The organism is Ekhidna sp., assembly GCF_963691765.1.
Lineage (GTDB): Bacteria > Bacteroidota > Bacteroidia > Cytophagales > Cyclobacteriaceae > Ekhidna.
In genome coordinates this window covers 2,988,864-3,006,442 of the sequence record NZ_OY829375.1, presented here as the reverse complement: position 1 = coordinate 3,006,442, position 17,579 = coordinate 2,988,864, and the positions used below count along the sequence as shown (strand labels likewise).

Sequence of the window (17,579 nt, the reverse complement as noted above, 5' to 3'; positions counted from 1 at the left end):
AATGCTTAAGATAGATATAATTGTATGTAACTGATTTATAATCGAAAAGACAGAAACATAAAAAACAAACGTCTACCTTTTCACCTCTTTCGGAAAAACCACCAAACTTTCTTGTCCGTCTTTACCAACAGCTGCTACACCAAAAAAGTAGTTATCAATTACTATTCCTTCCAAAGTAAATTCAGTTTTGTCTTTATCGACAGAATAAAAATTATCCCATGTAGGTGATGTTGTATCTCTAAAATAAACTTTATAGCCTTTTAGATTATCATCATTAATCTTATCCCAATAAAGAGTTGTTGAAGGTTGTACCTGGCCACTAATGGCTACATTTTGAGGAGATGGGGGTGCAGATGCTAAGGAAGCAAGTGTTATTGCATTAACTGCAGTTAGCTTCTTGGCATACTCAAAATTAACTGCTTCAATGACGTCACCATACTTGATCCCACCTTCTTCTCGAATATCTTGATGTTGCTGTGTATAGTTTTCATGAGCTTCCATAATTCTTACACCAGCAAATCCTTCATCATTAAATGGGCGATGGTGCCCTCCTCTACCAAATCTATCTAGGCGATAAATCATCATCGGATTCATTTCAGGCATATACATTTTAGTCGTGCTGTAAACATATCGAGCAAGCTGTCTTGAAATACCATCAACTTCGCCACCATAATATCTTCTTAATCGTTTTTCAAAATCTGAGTCTTTCAAATTTGTTGGCTCAGAAAATATTCTAAATGTTCGATTATCAATTACTCCATCTACGCCTTGAATATTCCCAATCATATCGTTATTCAGTACTCCAACAATTTCCCATCCTTCTTCTCTCGCCTTTGCAGCCAAATGTTTTCCTCCATAGAGTCCTTGCTCTTCACCTGATAATCCAACAAGCATAATTGAACTTTCAAATTCATACTTCGAAAGGGCACGAGCTGCTTCAATCACTCCAGCCATACCAGAAGCATTATCATTTGCACCTGGAGAATCATCTGTATAATTCAAAGGATCTGAAACCCTGCTATCAATGTCACCAGACATAATTACATATCTGTTAGGGTATTTAGTGCCTCGAATAACTGCCATCACATTAACAATTTCTGTATCTTTAGTTATTCGGGTCTTTTCATTTCCTTTTTCCAACGTTCTTTGGGTAGATACTTCTAAACAACCTCCACATTCACTACTAATACTTTCAAATTCTGCTTGAATCCATCTTCTAGCGGCACCAATGCCACGAGTATTAGATTTTGTCTCGGACATAGTATGTCTTGTACCAAAGGAAACCAGCTTTCTTATATCTTTTTCTATCCTTTCAGCACTTATATTTTCTATGATTTCATAAGGATGCTGGGCAAATAAAAAACTAGAGATAATTGCAGATAGAGCGAATAAGATTATTCTCATTGAAGTATTTTTAAATGAAATCTTGAATTTAAGTTTCAATTTAAATATTTGGCAATAGAGTATATTTTTAATTGCTAAAAACGTCACTAAGACAACTCTTCTAATCAACGCAATTGAGTTAAATATTTCTTAGGGCTAAGATCTAGGAAATATCTAAAATCTTTTACAAGATGAGATTGATCGTAATAACCACATTGGTATGTAAGCTTTGTTAATGTCTGATTTGGTTGTTTAAGGTATGATTTTATAAAGAAATTAATCTTTTCGATCTTGCAAAATTCCTTCGGCGTAAGGCCTACTTCTTTATTAAAATCATGTTCTAATTTGGATTTACTTACGTTTAGGGATGAGTAAATATCTTTAATTGATGTTCTGCCATATGTTTTTCTGATTTGTTCTATTGAACTAAAAACTGTACTATTATAACTACTACAATTTGCTGAGGTTTTTAATACTTCATTAAGAACATCATTTACCTTATTCACATCATTTTTAACAACAGAATTTATTAGAATAGTCCTATTCCTTTTTGATAAATCTAAAGTATAAATACCTCTTGAAAACTCACTTAACTCTTGGGTTATTTTACTGGTTAACAAGGGATTTATTTTTATTAAAAGTAGGCTGTGGTTTTCCTTTATTTGAATTGAAGCTCCCCTTCGGGGTGGAATACTGAAATAGCAATTATTTCTCTTGAAAGTCAGCTTTTTGAGGTTACCTATTCTGTAATATTCAACGCTAGCCTCCAATGGAATGAATAGTTCTCCTCTATTATCAGGAATTAAAACCTCATATTTCCTTCCCGAGATACCGGTTAATTTATACAAGTCCTCTACGATACCTTTTAAATCTTAATTGCAACATTTTTATTGAATCAAGATTAGACCTAGTCTTTTGATCTGAGGAAGGTTATTCATTGGATTATACTACGGGTATACTGATTGTATACGTAAGACATAAATGCATATAACTAAGCATAGAAGATCATTTTTAAATAGGGCTCAGATATTCTCGCCGAAAACAATAGTTTTGCAGACTTAAAAATCTCTTTTATGTCAAACCCTCCTAACCTAGAAAATCTTAACAAAATCTGCTCGCAGGTTCGTAGAGATATTGTTCGTATGGTACATGCTGTTAATTCAGGCCACCCTGGTGGTTCGTTAGGCTGTACTGAGTATTTTGTTGCACTTTATAATCACATCATGAGTTTTGATCCATCGTTTAATATGGATGGGAATAATGAGGATGTATTTTTCTTATCAAACGGTCATATTTCTCCTGTTTTTTACAGCACCTTGGCCAGATCTGGCTTTTTCGAAGTTTCCGAATTAGCAACGTTTAGAAAAATAGGATCTAGACTGCAAGGACATCCTGCAACAGAAGAAGGACTACCTGGAGTTAGAATAGCTTCTGGATCTTTAGGACAAGGTTTATCTGCTGCTGTCGGAGTTGCATTAGCTAAGAAATTGAATAATGATAGTCATCATGTTTTTGTACTTATGGGAGATGGTGAGCAGCAAGAAGGACAAGTTTGGGAAGCTGCAATGTTTGCGGCCCACAATAAAGTAGACAATCTAATCGCAACAATAGATTATAATGGTCAACAAATCGATGGTCCAATATCGGAAGTAAATGGGCTTGGAGACTTGAAAGCTAAATATGAATCATTCGGCTGGATCGTCTTATCATGTGATGGAAATAATATGCAAGAGTTGATCGATTCTTTAGAAGATGCTAAATCCAAAACAGGATCTGGTAAACCAGTTATGATACTGATGACTACAGAAATGGGTAAAGGGGTTGACTTTATGGAAGGAACTCACAAGTGGCATGGTGTGGCACCTAATGATGAGCAACTTGTAGATGCACTGAATCAATTAGAAGAAACCTTAGGAGACTATTAATCGCCAAATCGAGAGAAAATGAAAACCAAACTTACATTCACAGAAAAAAAAGATACACGATCAGGATTTGGTGATGGACTCCTTGAAGCAGCCCAAAAAGATTCTAATGTAGTTGGACTGTGTGCTGACCTAACTGGATCATTGAAGATGAATGCATTTCAGAAAGAGTTTCCCGAAAGGTTCTTTCAAGTAGGTATTGCCGAAGCAAATATGATGGGGATAGCTGCGGGCTTAGCCACAGCTGGTAAAATTCCATTTACAGGAACGTTTGCAAACTTCTCTACGAGTAGGGTCTACGATCAGCTTAGGCAATCAATCGCCTATTCCGAAAAAAACGTTAAGGTTTGCGCATCACATGCGGGTCTTACACTAGGTGAAGATGGAGCAACTCATCAAGTATTAGAGGATATTGGGATGACAAAGATGTTGCCAAATTTCACAGTAATCAATCCATGCGATTACCATCAGACTAAAGCTGCAACAATCGCAATAGCCGAGCATCACGGCCCTGTCTATTTGCGATTCGGGAGGCCTGGGTGGCCTATGTTTATGCAAGACCAACCATTTGAAATCGGTAAAGCAATTACACTAATTGAGGGAACTGATGTTACAATTTTTGCAACCGGTCATTTAGTGTGGAAAGCAATTGAAGCCGAGGCAATTTTATCTGAACAAGGAATTTCTTCAGAAATAATAAATATCCATACTATTAAGCCCCTAGATGAAGCTGCTATTTTGAAATCAATTGCAAAAACCGGTTGTGCTGTATCCGCTGAAGAGCATCAAATTGCAGGAGGTCTTGGTGAGAGTATTTCTCAGACGATTGTAAGAAATAATTTAGTTCCTCAAGAGTTCGTAGCTGTTAATGATCAATTTGGAGAAAGTGGCAAACCAGAAGAGCTACTAGATAAATATGGTCTCGGTGCCAATGACATAGTTGAAAAAGCCAAAAAAGCAATGCAACGAAAAGGTTAAAATTTTAGATTTAGTAATTGAAAGCCCAGATTATTGTCTGGGCTTTTTTTGTCCTGCATCTTTGCAATATGCCATCTCAAAGACAGCTTTTTCTTAAACACTTAGCTCAGACCTCCGACAGTCCATTGATGCTAGAAATGATTTCTGCGGAAGGCATTTATATGCATGATGTTAATGGGAAAGAATACATTGATTTAATTTCTGGGATTGGTGTATCTAATGTGGGCCACAGGCATAAGAAAGTTGTAGAGGCAATCAAAAACCAAGTTGATAAGCATCTACATGTGATGGTTTATGGTGAGTTTGTACAAAGCCCTCAAGTCAAGTTAGCAGAAGCTCTTACGAATACTCTTCCAGAAAGCATGAACTCCGTATATCTTGTAAATTCTGGAAGCGAGGCCATTGAAGGAGCGATAAAGTTGGCCAAGAGATATACGGGTGGATCAGAAATTATTAGTTGCAATAACTCATACCATGGTTCATCTCATGGTGCACTCTCTTTAACAGGAAGTGAATCATTTAAACGCAACTATCGTCCTCTACTACCAGGTATTCAACACATTGATTTTGGAGACATTAATCACCTAAATTCTATAACCGAAAAAACAGCTGCTTTTGTAATCGAAACGGTGCAGGGAGAAGCAGGTGTAAGATATGCAAGTTCTGAATACTGGAAAGCAGTGAGAAAAAGATGTAACGAAACAGGCACTCTTTTAATATTGGACGAAATACAATGCGGATTTGGAAGAACTGGAAAGTTTTGGGCATTTAATCATTATGAAATAATTCCAGATGTTGTGGTTAGCGCAAAAGGAATGGGTGGCGGAATGCCAATAGGATGTTTTATTTCGAACAAAGAAATAATGCACGTTTTCACGGAAAATCCAGTCTTAGGTCATATATCTACATTTGGAGGACATCCAGTCTCAGCAGCAGCGGCTCTTGCCACAATAGGGGTAATCCATGATGAAAACCTACTGAATGATATAACAGAGAAGGAAGAATTATTCCATAATCTTCTAAATCACAATAAGATCAAAGAGATAAGGAGTAAAGGGCTAATGATGGCTGTAGAATTTGAATCCTATGATGTTTTAAAGCCAATCATTGATAAAGCTATTGATTTGGGAGTGGTTACAGACTGGTTTCTCTTCAATGATCAATCAATGAGAATAGCTCCTCCATTGAATATTAGTAAAGAAGAAATTAAAAAAGCCTGTAAGGTGGTCTTACAGGCTATTGATTCAGTATAAATTCTTCTATATAAGTTCTTTCAACTCTAAGGTTACGATTTTTTCCTCTCCATTTTGAAGGATTGTTAAATCAACTTTCTTATTCTCTTGTTTCAATAACTCCCTCATTTGCGGGAGCGAATAATCACTTGCATTTTCACCATTGAATTTTAAAATCTGAGCATCAATTTTTATCCCTGCAGCTTGAGCCGGACTATTTTCATAAACTCGATGAACAAGTACTTGATTCATTTCCTTATTTAATTGAAGGTATATTCCACTTGCGCTCACATTAAATGAGTTGGAAAAGTTCTCATTCTTCTCGAAATAGATTTTTTCTCTGGAGTAATCGAAAGTGATGTCAAATCTATTGAGCACTTTATTACCCAAAATACCTGCTACCTTTTTATTGTTCTGGATGCCATGTTTAGCTGTACTAATTCCTATAGGCATATTGTTAAATGCAAATGCGCCAAATGAAAAACTTTTTACTCGGCCTTCAAAATGCATTGTTTCGGTATCTCCAAGTCCCGCTACCGGATAGGAAAAATGTTCACCTGTACGGTCAACGATATTTTCATTTTTAGCAAACTTCGTATTGAAATCAAGCGTTGTTCCCGCACCCGTATTTAGAAAGAACTCACCATTCAGTTTCTCTCCATCATTAAGCACTACTTCACCCTCAATGTGGGGTATATAATTATCAAGTTTGAATTTAAAACTTTCTCCAGCGCCATCATGGTCATAGCTATCCTGTTGATATAGTTCGAACATTCCATTGCTGTAATTCAGCTTTACAACATAGTGATGCAATAAATCATAGCCTATAATCCCATCGATGTTTCTTCCAATACTCATTTCCAGATGTCGAAGGCTTGTTGCATATAGTTGTATATCTTCTTCAAGTTGAATACCATTTAACTCAATAGTATTATGATCAATTAACGCTCCTTTGATTGCCCCCTGAGCACTGGTCTTTGATGCAGAATGATTCAGATCAAGATTCAAACTTTGAGCTATATCTAAATCAATAACGGGCAGACCATCACCAGTATCGAAAACAAAATCTAACGGTTCCGACCCATCAACACTCAGATGGATAAAAATATGATCTCCATAAAGCTCCATTTCTGTAGATGTAAGCGGAGTTTGGGAGAAACTGGTTAAAACAGTGAATAAAAACACTGCAACAAGAATTTTTTTCATTAAGAGTCTGTTTAATTTCAGGTCAATTTAGATATTTCTAATAAATCAATGTTAAAAATTTAAGATAGCTTGATATGCACATGATAGAGAAAGTAAGTGAAGCGGTAAAATTTCTAAAAGAAAAAGGGTTTGAATCTCCAGAAGTCGGAATAATACTAGGTACGGGACTGGGCGCACTTACAGATCAAATTAGTATCGAGCATGAGTTTGTGTATTCAAACATCCCTCATTTCCCAATAGCTACTGTTGAATTTCATAAAGGAAAGCTTATTTATGGGACGTTGGAGGGTAAGAAGGTCGTAGCAATGCAAGGGCGCTTTCATTACTATGAAGGTCATAGTATGGCACAGGTGGTTTTTCCAGTTAGAGTTATGCAACAACTTGGGATTGAAAAGCTAATTATTTCAAATGCAGGAGGTTGCATGAATTTAGATTGGAAAAAGGGCGAGTTGATGCTAATAGAAGATCACATCAACTTACAGCCAGATAATCCGCTTAGAGGACATGAAGCGAGCGCTTTCGGTCAGATTTTTACAGATATGAGCAGTCCTTATGATCAAGACATGAATGAAAGGATAACTGCAATTTCTAATGACAGAGGAATAAAATTAAATAAAGGTGTATACGTATCAGTTGCCGGTCCAAGTTTGGAAACAAAAGCTGAATACAGATTCCTCCGAATGATTGGAGCGGATGTGGTTGGTATGAGTACTGTACCGGAAGTAATAGCAGCAAATCAAATGGGACTACCTGTATCTGCAATTTCTGTACTGACAGATGAATGCGATCCAGAAAACTTGAAACCAGTCGATATTGAAGATATCATCGCGACTGCAAAAAATGCTGAAAAAGAGTTGGTGATATTAATTCAAGAATTGATTAAAAACCTATAAGTGGTTAGCTTCAATTCTGAAGATTCATCTGCTCAAGTTCTAAAACAAATGGATCTGTTGCACTAAGAGTTTTGGGAAAAGGCCAATACTCTTCCATGTTAACTTTCGAGCCTTGAATTTCAGTGCTTTCAAGATTTGCCATCTCTTTTTTATCATTAGTTTTTCGAAGAGCGACGACTCCACCAATTGACAGTAATAAAATAAGAGCGAGCCAAATAAATTTCGATGACATTTTGTGGTGTGAATAGGTGAAATTAATGGCTGCAAGGTACTAGCAACTGAAAGTAAAGTAAATACCCGAAAAATGGTATTTATATTATCAGATGATAATAAATAACGGAAAATGATACCCATTTTAGGGTATTTTTTAAAGTTTTCACTTACCCCATTAATGCCAATTCAAATAAAGTGATTAACCTCGAATTGTAATAGACATTAAAGTAACACTACCAAGTGAAAAATCTATCTAAGGATAGTTGGTTGGTCCGACGCAAATCTCAAAAAGATCAAGTGTCGGACCTTTTTATTTCATTGATACAATAAATATTATTTAAAGGCAGGAATACCTGTGATTTCTGCACCTAATATCAGCAGGTGTATGTCATGTGTCCCTTCATAGGTTACTACAGATTCAAGATTCATCATGTGTCTCATCATAGGATATTCTCCCGTGATCCCCATACCACCATGAATCTGTCTAGCTTCTCTTGCAATATTTAAAGCAACTTCTACACTATTCCTTTTGGCCATTGAAATCTGAGAAGTACTCGCTTTCCCTTCCTCCATCATCTTCCCTAGCTTCCAATTCAATAATTGTGCTTTTGTAATCTCTGTTAGCATTTCTGCCAGCTTCTTTTGCACCAACTGAAATGATCCAATAGGCTTTCCAAATTGCTCTCTTTCTAATGAATATCGTTTGGCTGAATCATAACAATCCATTGCAGCGCCGATAGCCCCCCAGGCAATTCCATATCTAGCTTTGTCTAAGCAACCCATTGGAGCGCCCAATCCATTTTTACCAGGTAGAAGATTTTCTTTTGGAACTTTCACATCACTAAATACCAGCTCTCCAGTGCATGATGCTCTCAGCGACCATTTTCCATGAGTCTCAGGAGTTGTAAATCCTTCCATACCTCGCTCAACTATTAACCCATGGATACGGCCTTCTTCATTTTTTGCCCATACTACAGCAATATCAGCTTTAGGAGAATTAGAAATCCACATTTTAGCTCCATTGAGAAGATAATGATCGCCCATGTCTTTAAAGTGTGTCTCCATGCCGCTTGGATTTGATCCATGATTTGGCTCTGTCAGTCCAAAACATCCTAACATATCTCCTGAAGCCAACTTAGGCAAGTATTTCATCTTTTGCTCCTCAGAACCGTAGGCATAAATAGGATACATCACTAAAGAACCTTGCACTGAAGCTGTAGATCGCATTCCAGAATCACCTCTTTCAATCTCTTGCATGATCAACCCGTATGAGATGTAGTCTAATCCACCACCTCCGTATTTGGTATCTACCGTTGGACCAAATGCACCTACCTCACCGAACTTCTTTACAATTTCTTCTGGAAAGTGATTTTTCTCTGCCCAACCTTCAATAAATGGGGTAATTTCCTTTTTAACAAAGTCTCTAACAGACGATCGTATTAGTTTATGCTCATCGGTGAGCAAGTCGTCAAGGGCGTAAAAATCAGGTGATTCAAATTCGTCTACAAAGTTTCGCTTTTCTGCACTCATCAGAGGGGAAGGTTTTTATATCTGTTGTTAAAATTTTGGCCAAATTTACAACCTTAAAACACAACAAAAACACTACGATGGCGGAAAAGAAGATTGATGAATCTATAAGGCAGCAACTGACCAAACTTGAAGAAAAATATGAGGCAATGGGTCAGGATCTTTCGAGCTACTTGGATGGACTTCTTTACTCCGACTATCTCACATACTGGGATTATATTCATTTGGATACCTTACTAAGTCTGCAATCACCCAGAACAGCAATACCGGATGAGAAAATCTTCATTTTATATCATCAGGTAACTGAACTTTATTTTAGGATGATTCTTAATGAGATGGAGCAAGCTGTTTTTACAGATCCTGTTGGTGAATATACTTTCTTGAAGAGGCTTAAACGTATTAACAGGTATCTAGACCATCTTATTGACTCATTTGATGTAATGACAGATGGAATGGACCAAGATCAATTTTTGGCCTTTAGAATGGCGCTCCTTCCGGCTAGTGGTTTTCAATCTGCCCAGTATCGCAAAATTGAAATTTATTCAACAGACTTTAAAAATCTTCTGAACCTGGAGAAAAGAGAAGAATTGAAAAAAGAGTCTGATATCTCTTCGCTATATGAATTCCTTTATTGGAAGGCCGGAGCAACTGAGCTAGCAACAGGTAAGAAGACATTAACACTTCGTCAATTTGAAGCCAAGTATGGGAAAGAATTTATTGATCTAGGAACCAGAACTGCCGATTGCAACATTTATAAGAAGTATGAAAAACATTACGAAGGGAACGAAGAGATCATAATGGAAATGAAAAAGCTTGACCAAAAAGCAAATGTTGATTGGCCTCTTCAGCATCTCAAATCAGCTACAAGATACTTGCAAAGAGATCCAAATGTAATAAAAGCATCTGGTGGTACTAACTGGCAAAAATATTTGCCCCCACGAAGACAAAGGATCATATTCTACCCAGAATTATGGAAGGATGAAGAGATAAAAGAATGGGGCCAAAAATTCAAAAGAGCATTAGAAAGTCCGCATGCGTAAGCTCGGTTTCTATATCGTCATATTGAGTATATCAAATCTATTATTCTCCCAAATAAAGCAGGGAAAAAACTACTTTGATTCAGATAGTCTACAGGTAAGCGAAGTATACCATTATTCAGTTAAAGACTCTCTTCTACAAGGCACTTACGAAGCATTTTATCTCAATGGGTCATTAAAAACTTATGGCTGGTATGAAAAAAATCGTCCAGATAGTGTTTGGCAGTATTACTACGAAAATGGCCGTAAGAAAGCAATCGGAAGATTTAAAAAAGGAGTCCCCAAAGGTGACTGGAAATACTACTTCGAGAACGGAAATATTAAGTCTGAGGGGAAATTAAACGGCAGTTCAAAAGAAGGATTCTGGAAATTCTATTTTGAAAATGATGGCGAAAAAAGCAGCGGGAATTACAAGAAAAATCAAAAAGAAGGTATTTGGAATTACTTTTTTGAAGATGGTTCTATCAAAGCTCAAGCAGTTATTGATAAGGGCAAAGGACAGTACACAGAATTTTATCCATCCGGCAATAGAAGAATGGAAGGACAAAATATCAATGATAAAAGTGAAGGTGAATGGATCTATTATTATGAAAGTGGTGAAATAGAGGCATTTGGGAAATTTGAAAATGGACTTCGTATTGGAGAGTGGATATATTATCATAAGAACGGAGAAAGATCAGCATCGGGATATTATAGGAATGGATCAAGACAAGGCGAGTGGAAATATTTCCACGAAAATGGCAAACTAAGCCAATCTGGAAACATAATTAATGATCAAAAAGATGGGTATTGGAAGTTATACTATCCAACCGGAGAAGTACTAGGGGAAGCACAATTTGCGAAAGGAGATGGAGAATTCAATGAATATTATCCGAGCGGCAATCAAAAAGCCAAAGGACAGATTCTCAATGGCAAAAAATCGGGGAAATGGTATTACTACAGTGATAAAGGTCACCTGGAAGGTGAGGCAGATCTAATTGAAGGCGAGGGTGAGTATATCGGGTATTATCCAGATGGCACTACTAAAATGAAGGGTCAAATTAAAGATGATAAGAGAGTTGGAGAATGGACATTATTCAATCCAGATGGCAGTACTGCAGGAACATATCACCCTATTTATGAAGATGAAAAACCAATATTTAAGACAAGAATCACGTCCGACTTCATTGAAAAAGAATCATTAGACAAGCCAAATTATCATCCAGAGAAACGAGGATTGAGATATTTCTTACCTAGGGTGAATGAGTACAAGAGCATAATTGTAGGTACTAATCCCCTATGGCTCCTAGATGATGAGCTTCCAATTGCGATTGAATACTACATTCAAGAACGGTTAGGCTACGAACTTCAAATTGATCTATTGAGATCTCCATTTTTCACTCCAGACAATGAAATTGGAGATTATCAAGTGTTCAGGAGAGGGATTAGAATTCATTTAAAACAAAAATTCTATCATTCCGACTCAAAGCTCGGAATGTTTTACTTCGGTCATGAATTCAATTTCAAATATTTGAATAATCAGGTTAATCACACAGATACCCTGATCGTTCAAGAGCCACGTAGGTTTGGTAACCTCGTCGAGACATCTTATGGTTATGGACTTTTTGTCGGTTCCAGATGGATGAAAGACGCAGGCACATCGGGATTTACAATAGATGCATTTTTGGGAATAGGAGTATCTGCAAGATCTTTTGACAAACAATATGAACCAATTCAGGTCTTAGACAATTACTTTGATCAAGAGATCAAATCTTCCATTCACTTTCCGGTTATAATAGGACTGAATTTTGGATTTGCCACTACTAAAAGTAAAAGTAAAACGCAATGAGCAAGAAGACAGCCATCTTGGGAGCAACTCCAAACAGTCATAGGTATGCCTATTTCGCAGCTGACAGGTTAACAGCTCAGGACCATGAGATTGTACCAATAGGTATTAAAAATGGGTCTGTATTTGGTAAGGAAATATTGAATTTACGTGACAAACCCGCAGTTTCAGATATTCACACAGTCACCATGTACATAGGACCCAAAAATCAGGCAGAATGGGAAGAATATATCTTATCCCTTAAACCAAGAAGAATCATCTTTAATCCAGGTTCCGAAAATCAGAATCTTGCAGAAAAGGCGAGCTCAGCGGGAATCGAAGTAATGAACGCCTGCACACTGGTGATGTTAAGTACAAAAGTATATTAGGTCGTTTGAAATGGTAAAATTGATATATACGTTGTATCTACTAGGAGGAGTACATGGAATCATACTTTCCATTTACTTACTCGGCACCAAATCAAATAAGAAAGCAAAGAATTATCTCGGACTATTCTTACTAGTATTCTCTATAAATATCCTTCTTATTTATGGTTTATATGATGGCTGGTATTACATATTCCCTCATTTAATGGGAGTTTCGTACCCGTTTCCTCTCCTATATGGACCACTTTTTCTGACTTATACTTTTCGCTACTTTAATAGGAAAATAAAAGTTTGGTCATTTTTTGCTCAGCTTCTTCCATTCCTTTGCTTTACAATACTAAACCTACCATTGTACTTATCGTCTGCAGAAAAAAAGATACAACTTCTTGAAATTCAACGTAGTAGTTCTACTTTAATTGCACATCCCAACTTATTCATTATCCTATCTGGCTTAATAATCCTTCATCTTTTTATTTACGGAATTTATTCCTTAAGATTTGTCCAAAGAAAAACGCATGAAAGCGGAGTTGGATTTAGATGGATAAAATTCAGTACTTATGGCTTTCTTTTTTATGCGATTTGTTTCACAATATATCGGATTGCAATTTTTAATAGTTCTCCAAACTATGTCTGGATATGCTACTTTATTATGTTTTTTGCCTCCATTAGTATCTATGCCATTGGTTACTTGGGACTTAAAGACTCTGATAATTTAATAAGCGAAAAGCTGAAGTATCAAAACTCTCCGTTAAATAAGAGTTTGAAGAATGAACTGCTAAAAAAACTGAATAAGGCATTCGATAATGACAAGATACATTTGAATAAAGATCTAAGCTTAAGATTCTTATCTGAACATATTGGCTCCTCCACTCATACTACTTCCCAATTAATCAATCAAGAAAAAGGTCAAAGTTTCACCGAATTTGTCAATACCAAAAGAATTGAAGAAGCAAAACAAATTATTGAAAATACTAAAAATATAAAACTTACCTATCTCCACATTGATGTTGGTTTCGGAAACAAAGTATCATTTTATCAAGCCTTCAAAAAAAATACTGGCCATACTCCTGCTGAATTTTTGAAATCAATAAGAAAATAAATGGTTAAAATTTATCGGATTTAAAGGTTAATGATCACTTATGCACGTGATCAAGATTAAATCAAAAAATAAATTTTAACCATGAAAAAATTATTTAAAGTATCAAGTATTAAGTGTATACTCTTTATCGCTGTAATGGGATTGGGGTATGGAACTATCGCTCAGAATTTAAGCCTAAATTTGGATGAATATGCAGAAATTCCTATTGAACGAACAGCAGTAGGTGGTTATCAAGTAGAAGTTAAAGTGAATGGAATAAAAGGACGATTTGTCTTAGATACTGGTGCTAGTTTCTTTGTAATTGAGCAGTCGAGTGTGGAGAAGTATGGCCTTGAAGTAAAAGATTCTGATCTGAAAGTTGGAGGTGCAGGTGGAACTATGCAACCGAAAAAAACTTCTATTGATAAGCTTCAGATTAGCAACTGGAAAACTTCAAACTTCGATGCAATGGTTCTTAACCTTGCACATGTAAATGCAGCTCATGAAAGAAGAGGTGAAGCTCCAATAAATGGTGTATTAGGAAATACCATTTTGAGAGAATACGGAGCTATCATTGACATAGGCAATAATAAATTGTATCTCAAAAAGAGTAAATAATAATTAATTGATTAGAAAAGCCATCTCAAAACGAGATGGCCTTTTCAATTCTGGATTGAAAAATGCACTGCATCATTCCGGTTGATTAACAAAAACTCCTTGCTTCATACTCAAATAAACTTGATCTAAGTAATCAATGGATTCCAAAGGATTTTGATCAAATACTAAAAAACTTCCTTCATACCCCTCTTTAATTTCTCCAATTTTTCTTTTCGGGAACATATCCTGAGGAGTCACTACCGACCAAAACTTTATAAGTTCTTGAAGAGACAAAAAACCATTGTCAACCAGGTACTTAGCTTCTTCCATGGCTGTTCTCATAGGATTCTGTCCACTTATGCCATCACTTCCTATAATAATGGGTACTCCATGCTTCATTAACACCTCAAAGTTTGCTTTTTGAAGATTTATGACACCATTGAGTTTTTTACTATCGGCTGGATGCATTCTGGGTGTTACAGCGAGTGTGGGATTCACAACTATTCCCTTATTTGCAGCTTTTTTTACAGACTTTTCTGAGAGTCTGTAATCTTCTTCATTCCCACTAAGGAAGTAGGAATAACCAGGCATATGCATGAATCCATCAATCCCTATTGAAACCCCAAGATCAAAGTCGGCCGCACTTTCCACATGAGCATATACTTTAAGACCTGATTTATGAGCTTTTTTGACTATCCGTTTTGCCATCTTAGGAGACAATCCTCTTCTTCCATAGTATTTAGGATTGTCTTTCATTTCTTCATGCCTATTGCTATGCAATAAGAATATTTTGATGAAGTCAGGCTTTCTTGAGACTATGTAATCCCACTTATTTTGTAAATCCTCCTCAGAATCGATAATGTGGTAGGCGATGCCCTCCATGTCAGCAGCCGTAAAGGGACTAAATACTCCTCTCTTCGCCAGCATTTCATGAAGCCTTACTGGATGTCCACCAGAACTCGTAAGCCCTCCATTTGAAAAAACAACATCCAATTGGCCAGCATCATTGATATAATCTGCGATCCCAGATATTCTTTCTTTTATGACATTAGGATTTCTCACATAGAAAATACCATCATCCAAGAACGTCTGAATTTTCTCATCCAGACCTACAAGTGTATTAATTCCATGATGATGCCCGTCTGCAAAGGGAGGAAGTACATACCTCCCGGACAGATCAATTATGGTATCTGCCTCGCCTGAAAAATTGAAAGAAAATACCCCATCAATAACGTGGAATGCTTTACGCTCAAAACCCCCATCAGACTGATATACATTACCATTAATAAACTTATAGTTCTGGGAGAAAGCACTAATGGTAATACTCACCATTAGATATGAAAATAGGCTCCTGATGATCACTCTAATTGCTTTTAAGATTCTGTCTATGAGCTACTTTATTGACTATTTTCCATTGATTACCAATCTTTATCATTGATAAATAGTCGACATAGAAATAAGAGTCAAAATCCAAAATGACTTTGACTATGCCCACTGACTCAAAGAATTCCACAGACTCAACTCTCCCTTTATGATTAGAAGCTCCTCTGCTTTTAACAAAATTTCTGTAACCTGAATAAGGGAATTCTTGAAACCTTCCATCAGGTGCCCTGGACATAAGTATCGCACTTTCATTAAATGCACTATCCAGCAGATCAATGTTTCCTGTCTTAGTCGCGGCTATATACCTATCTGCAGTTTGGATAATTTGCTCTATTTCATTGTTTTGTCCATACCCGATAAAGGCTATGTAAATACAGAATAGAAAAATGGTTGTTTTCATGATATGTATAGTTTGATTTATGTTTTATTTGAATTATTTGAAAATGTATATATGAGTCCAAAGCTTGACCTAGATCTTCTTCCCATTCCGTGGTAGAAGTTTATTGAAGTCCAAAAACTAATCGGGTATCTGGAATAATCTAATCGAGGACCATGCCCAAGGAATCTTCTCCCGTGAATTCCCAACTTGACATCTTTGATAATGGACCTTTTGATATGGTAATCGAAAATGTGTTCCGATCTATTGCCATCAATGAAGAATGCATACCCACTTATATTTTTGAGATTAAAGGCAGCAAAAACCTGATACCTGTTTCCAATGGAACCAGTGTTGGCAAATCCATAGCGCCCAATAAGTTTGAACCCAGCCACAGAATAAGATGGCCCAATCAAGAATTGCGAAAATCCGGTATTACTGACTAGTGAAAAAGCAGAAAGGCCCCAATTATCCAAAAAACTGCTATTACTTATTAGTAATGCCTGATAAATACTATGATCTTGAAAATCAGATTGGTATCTGTTTATAAAATAAAAATCCTGACCATAAGAATCTTTGACAGATAATAAGATCATCAAAAAGCAAGCAATTACCCTCATTAGTTTTTGTACCATGAGAATATCGAACAAGCTTTAGCGCAAGCAGTTGTTAATTCCGATAAATGTTAATCAAAGTGATCTTCGAATATCTATTCTAATAAATTAGAATAGATAATGATATTACACCAAATAGGTATTACTAATGAATCGGAATATCCCTTTCTTCTCTATGCCTATTTAAGTGCAAGTCCATATGGTGATATAGGCTAAGTCTAAATATGTGTCGCTTCACATAATCAAAGGGTGATCCATTGTGCCTAAATGAAAACATGTAGCCACCCTGTATTTGAAACTGTTCGCTCAAATTATACCCTACTCCAGCAAATGCTCTGTTATCCTCTAAATGATTGTATACTACAGTCTTACCCGCTTGGATAAACACCTCATTATATAACGCCAGAAATAATGTATGATTCTCAAAAGCTGGCTTATTGAGAGGCACATATATTGTCATCTTGTATCTAAATCTATGAGTCAATTCAAAAGAAGAGCCCTTTTCAAATCCTCTTCTCCACCTTTGTTCAGTTCGTAATTGATGGTATAGTTTTATATGCTCAAATGGAGTAGCTAAAACTGCTTGCTGCCACAATCTATATTGCACCACCACATTATCCACATTGGGATCATTTTGGTTAGGTGCCCAATAAAAGGGATGAACAACTCCTATCGTTACATCTAAGTACTTTTTCAATCTGTAAGTAGCACCAAACCTGAGATAGACTTGGGCCATATCGTCAAACCCATTCCGCTTTCTAATATGATACTCGCCGTAGTAAGCCCATCTATCATTGAAATGATACTTTGTATAAAAACCAAGCCATACTCCAGTGCTGGTGGTAATCTGCTTCTCTTGTGGCGCAGCAGGACCCGACTGGGAAAATGATTCTAATGCACACAATATTAAAATCAGTGCAATAACTGGTGATAGCTGATTCATACGTTGG

At 36.4% G+C, this 17,579-nt stretch carries 18 protein-coding genes; 9 read left to right on the top strand and 9 right to left on the bottom strand.

What is annotated here, in order from left to right; all coding sequences use genetic code 11:
- Nucleotides 1-72 precede the first annotated feature (72 nt).
- Both ACY650_RS13670 and ACY650_RS13665 read right to left on the bottom strand, forming a co-directional pair.
- Complete coding sequence (locus ACY650_RS13670) at nucleotides 73-1,404, bottom strand: M28 family peptidase (protein WP_462248193.1); 1,332 nt, start codon at nucleotides 1,402-1,404, stop codon at nucleotides 73-75.
- 104 nt (nucleotides 1,405-1,508) lie between these two features.
- Nucleotides 1,509-2,231 (bottom strand): helix-turn-helix domain-containing protein, encoded by a 723-nt coding sequence (locus ACY650_RS13665; RefSeq protein ID WP_462248192.1) that lies wholly within the window; start codon nucleotides 2,229-2,231, stop codon nucleotides 1,509-1,511.
- A gap of 225 nt (nucleotides 2,232-2,456) precedes the next feature.
- On the opposite strand from ACY650_RS13665, the gene ACY650_RS13660 reads away from it, so the two are divergent.
- The 3 genes from ACY650_RS13660 to ACY650_RS13650 all read left to right on the top strand — a co-directional run bounded on the left by ACY650_RS13660 (nucleotide 2,457) and on the right by ACY650_RS13650 (nucleotide 5,536).
- Nucleotides 2,457-3,308 (top strand): transketolase, encoded by an 852-nt coding sequence (locus tag ACY650_RS13660; RefSeq protein ID WP_462248191.1) that lies wholly within the window; start codon nucleotides 2,457-2,459, stop codon nucleotides 3,306-3,308.
- Nucleotides 3,309-3,326: 18 nt separating this feature from the next.
- Nucleotides 3,327-4,283 (top strand): transketolase family protein, encoded by a 957-nt coding sequence (locus ACY650_RS13655; RefSeq protein WP_462248190.1) that lies wholly within the window; start codon nucleotides 3,327-3,329, stop codon nucleotides 4,281-4,283.
- Between the two features lie 68 nt (nucleotides 4,284-4,351).
- Nucleotides 4,352-5,536: an aspartate aminotransferase family protein gene (locus tag ACY650_RS13650; protein WP_462248189.1), complete on the top strand. Its 1,185-nt coding sequence runs from the start codon at nucleotides 4,352-4,354 to the stop codon at nucleotides 5,534-5,536.
- Nucleotides 5,537-5,542: 6 nt separating this feature from the next.
- Here the strand turns inward: ACY650_RS13650 and ACY650_RS13645 are convergent, their stop codons facing one another.
- Nucleotides 5,543-6,721: an aspartyl protease family protein gene (locus ACY650_RS13645; protein ID WP_462248188.1), complete on the bottom strand. Its 1,179-nt coding sequence runs from the start codon at nucleotides 6,719-6,721 to the stop codon at nucleotides 5,543-5,545.
- An 80-nt stretch (nucleotides 6,722-6,801) separates the two neighbouring features.
- On the opposite strand from ACY650_RS13645, the gene ACY650_RS13640 reads away from it, so the two are divergent.
- Nucleotides 6,802-7,614, top strand: coding sequence for a purine-nucleoside phosphorylase (locus ACY650_RS13640; RefSeq protein ID WP_462248187.1), 813 nt, complete (start codon nucleotides 6,802-6,804; stop codon nucleotides 7,612-7,614).
- Nucleotides 7,615-7,624: 10 nt separating this feature from the next.
- Here ACY650_RS13640 and ACY650_RS13635 read toward each other — a convergent pair whose 3' ends face one another.
- Together ACY650_RS13635 and ACY650_RS13630 are read right to left on the bottom strand one after the other, a co-directional pair.
- Nucleotides 7,625-7,846, bottom strand: coding sequence for a hypothetical protein (locus ACY650_RS13635; RefSeq protein ID WP_462248186.1), 222 nt, complete (start codon nucleotides 7,844-7,846; stop codon nucleotides 7,625-7,627).
- A gap of 314 nt (nucleotides 7,847-8,160) precedes the next feature.
- Nucleotides 8,161-9,357, bottom strand: coding sequence for an acyl-CoA dehydrogenase family protein (locus tag ACY650_RS13630; RefSeq protein WP_462248185.1), 1,197 nt, complete (start codon nucleotides 9,355-9,357; stop codon nucleotides 8,161-8,163).
- 77 nt (nucleotides 9,358-9,434) lie between these two features.
- Between ACY650_RS13630 and ACY650_RS13625 the strand changes: the two genes are divergently transcribed.
- The 5 genes from ACY650_RS13625 (at nucleotide 9,435) to ACY650_RS13605 (ending at nucleotide 14,277) form a co-directional block, all read left to right on the top strand.
- Nucleotides 9,435-10,394 (top strand): tryptophan 2,3-dioxygenase family protein, encoded by a 960-nt coding sequence (locus ACY650_RS13625; protein WP_462248184.1) that lies wholly within the window; start codon nucleotides 9,435-9,437, stop codon nucleotides 10,392-10,394.
- Nucleotides 10,387-12,219 carry a toxin-antitoxin system YwqK family antitoxin gene (locus ACY650_RS13620; protein ID WP_462248183.1) on the top strand — a complete coding sequence of 611 codons (1,833 nt, stop codon included), beginning with the start codon at nucleotides 10,387-10,389 and terminating at the stop codon, nucleotides 12,217-12,219. The genes ACY650_RS13625 and ACY650_RS13620 overlap by 8 nt, the downstream gene beginning before the upstream one ends.
- Nucleotides 12,216-12,584, top strand: a complete 369-nt coding sequence (locus tag ACY650_RS13615; RefSeq protein WP_462248182.1) for a CoA-binding protein — start codon at nucleotides 12,216-12,218, stop codon at nucleotides 12,582-12,584. Before ACY650_RS13620 ends, ACY650_RS13615 begins: the two co-directional genes overlap by 4 nt.
- A gap of 10 nt (nucleotides 12,585-12,594) precedes the next feature.
- Nucleotides 12,595-13,680 carry a helix-turn-helix domain-containing protein gene (locus ACY650_RS13610; protein WP_462248181.1) on the top strand — a complete coding sequence of 362 codons (1,086 nt, stop codon included), beginning with the start codon at nucleotides 12,595-12,597 and terminating at the stop codon, nucleotides 13,678-13,680.
- Nucleotides 13,681-13,761: 81 nt separating this feature from the next.
- The gene (locus ACY650_RS13605; protein ID WP_462248180.1) at nucleotides 13,762-14,277 is read left to right on the top strand and encodes a retropepsin-like aspartic protease family protein; all 516 of its coding nucleotides are present in this window, start codon (nucleotides 13,762-13,764) and stop codon (nucleotides 14,275-14,277) included.
- Nucleotides 14,278-14,349: 72 nt separating this feature from the next.
- Here ACY650_RS13605 and ACY650_RS13600 read toward each other — a convergent pair whose 3' ends face one another.
- From ACY650_RS13600 to ACY650_RS13585, 4 genes are all read right to left on the bottom strand, one after another.
- Nucleotides 14,350-15,618: an amidohydrolase family protein gene (locus tag ACY650_RS13600; RefSeq protein WP_462248179.1), complete on the bottom strand. Its 1,269-nt coding sequence runs from the start codon at nucleotides 15,616-15,618 to the stop codon at nucleotides 14,350-14,352.
- Nucleotide 15,619: 1 nt separating this feature from the next.
- On the bottom strand, nucleotides 15,620-16,039 hold the full coding sequence (locus ACY650_RS13595; RefSeq protein ID WP_462248178.1) for a nuclear transport factor 2 family protein: 420 nt from the start codon (nucleotides 16,037-16,039) through the stop codon (nucleotides 15,620-15,622).
- A 17-nt stretch (nucleotides 16,040-16,056) separates the two neighbouring features.
- On the bottom strand, nucleotides 16,057-16,635 hold the full coding sequence (locus ACY650_RS13590) for a hypothetical protein (RefSeq protein ID WP_462248177.1): 579 nt from the start codon (nucleotides 16,633-16,635) through the stop codon (nucleotides 16,057-16,059).
- A gap of 139 nt (nucleotides 16,636-16,774) precedes the next feature.
- The gene (locus ACY650_RS13585) at nucleotides 16,775-17,572 is read right to left on the bottom strand and encodes a DUF2490 domain-containing protein (protein WP_462248176.1); all 798 of its coding nucleotides are present in this window, start codon (nucleotides 17,570-17,572) and stop codon (nucleotides 16,775-16,777) included.
- Between the last annotated feature and the right edge of the window lie 7 nt (nucleotides 17,573-17,579).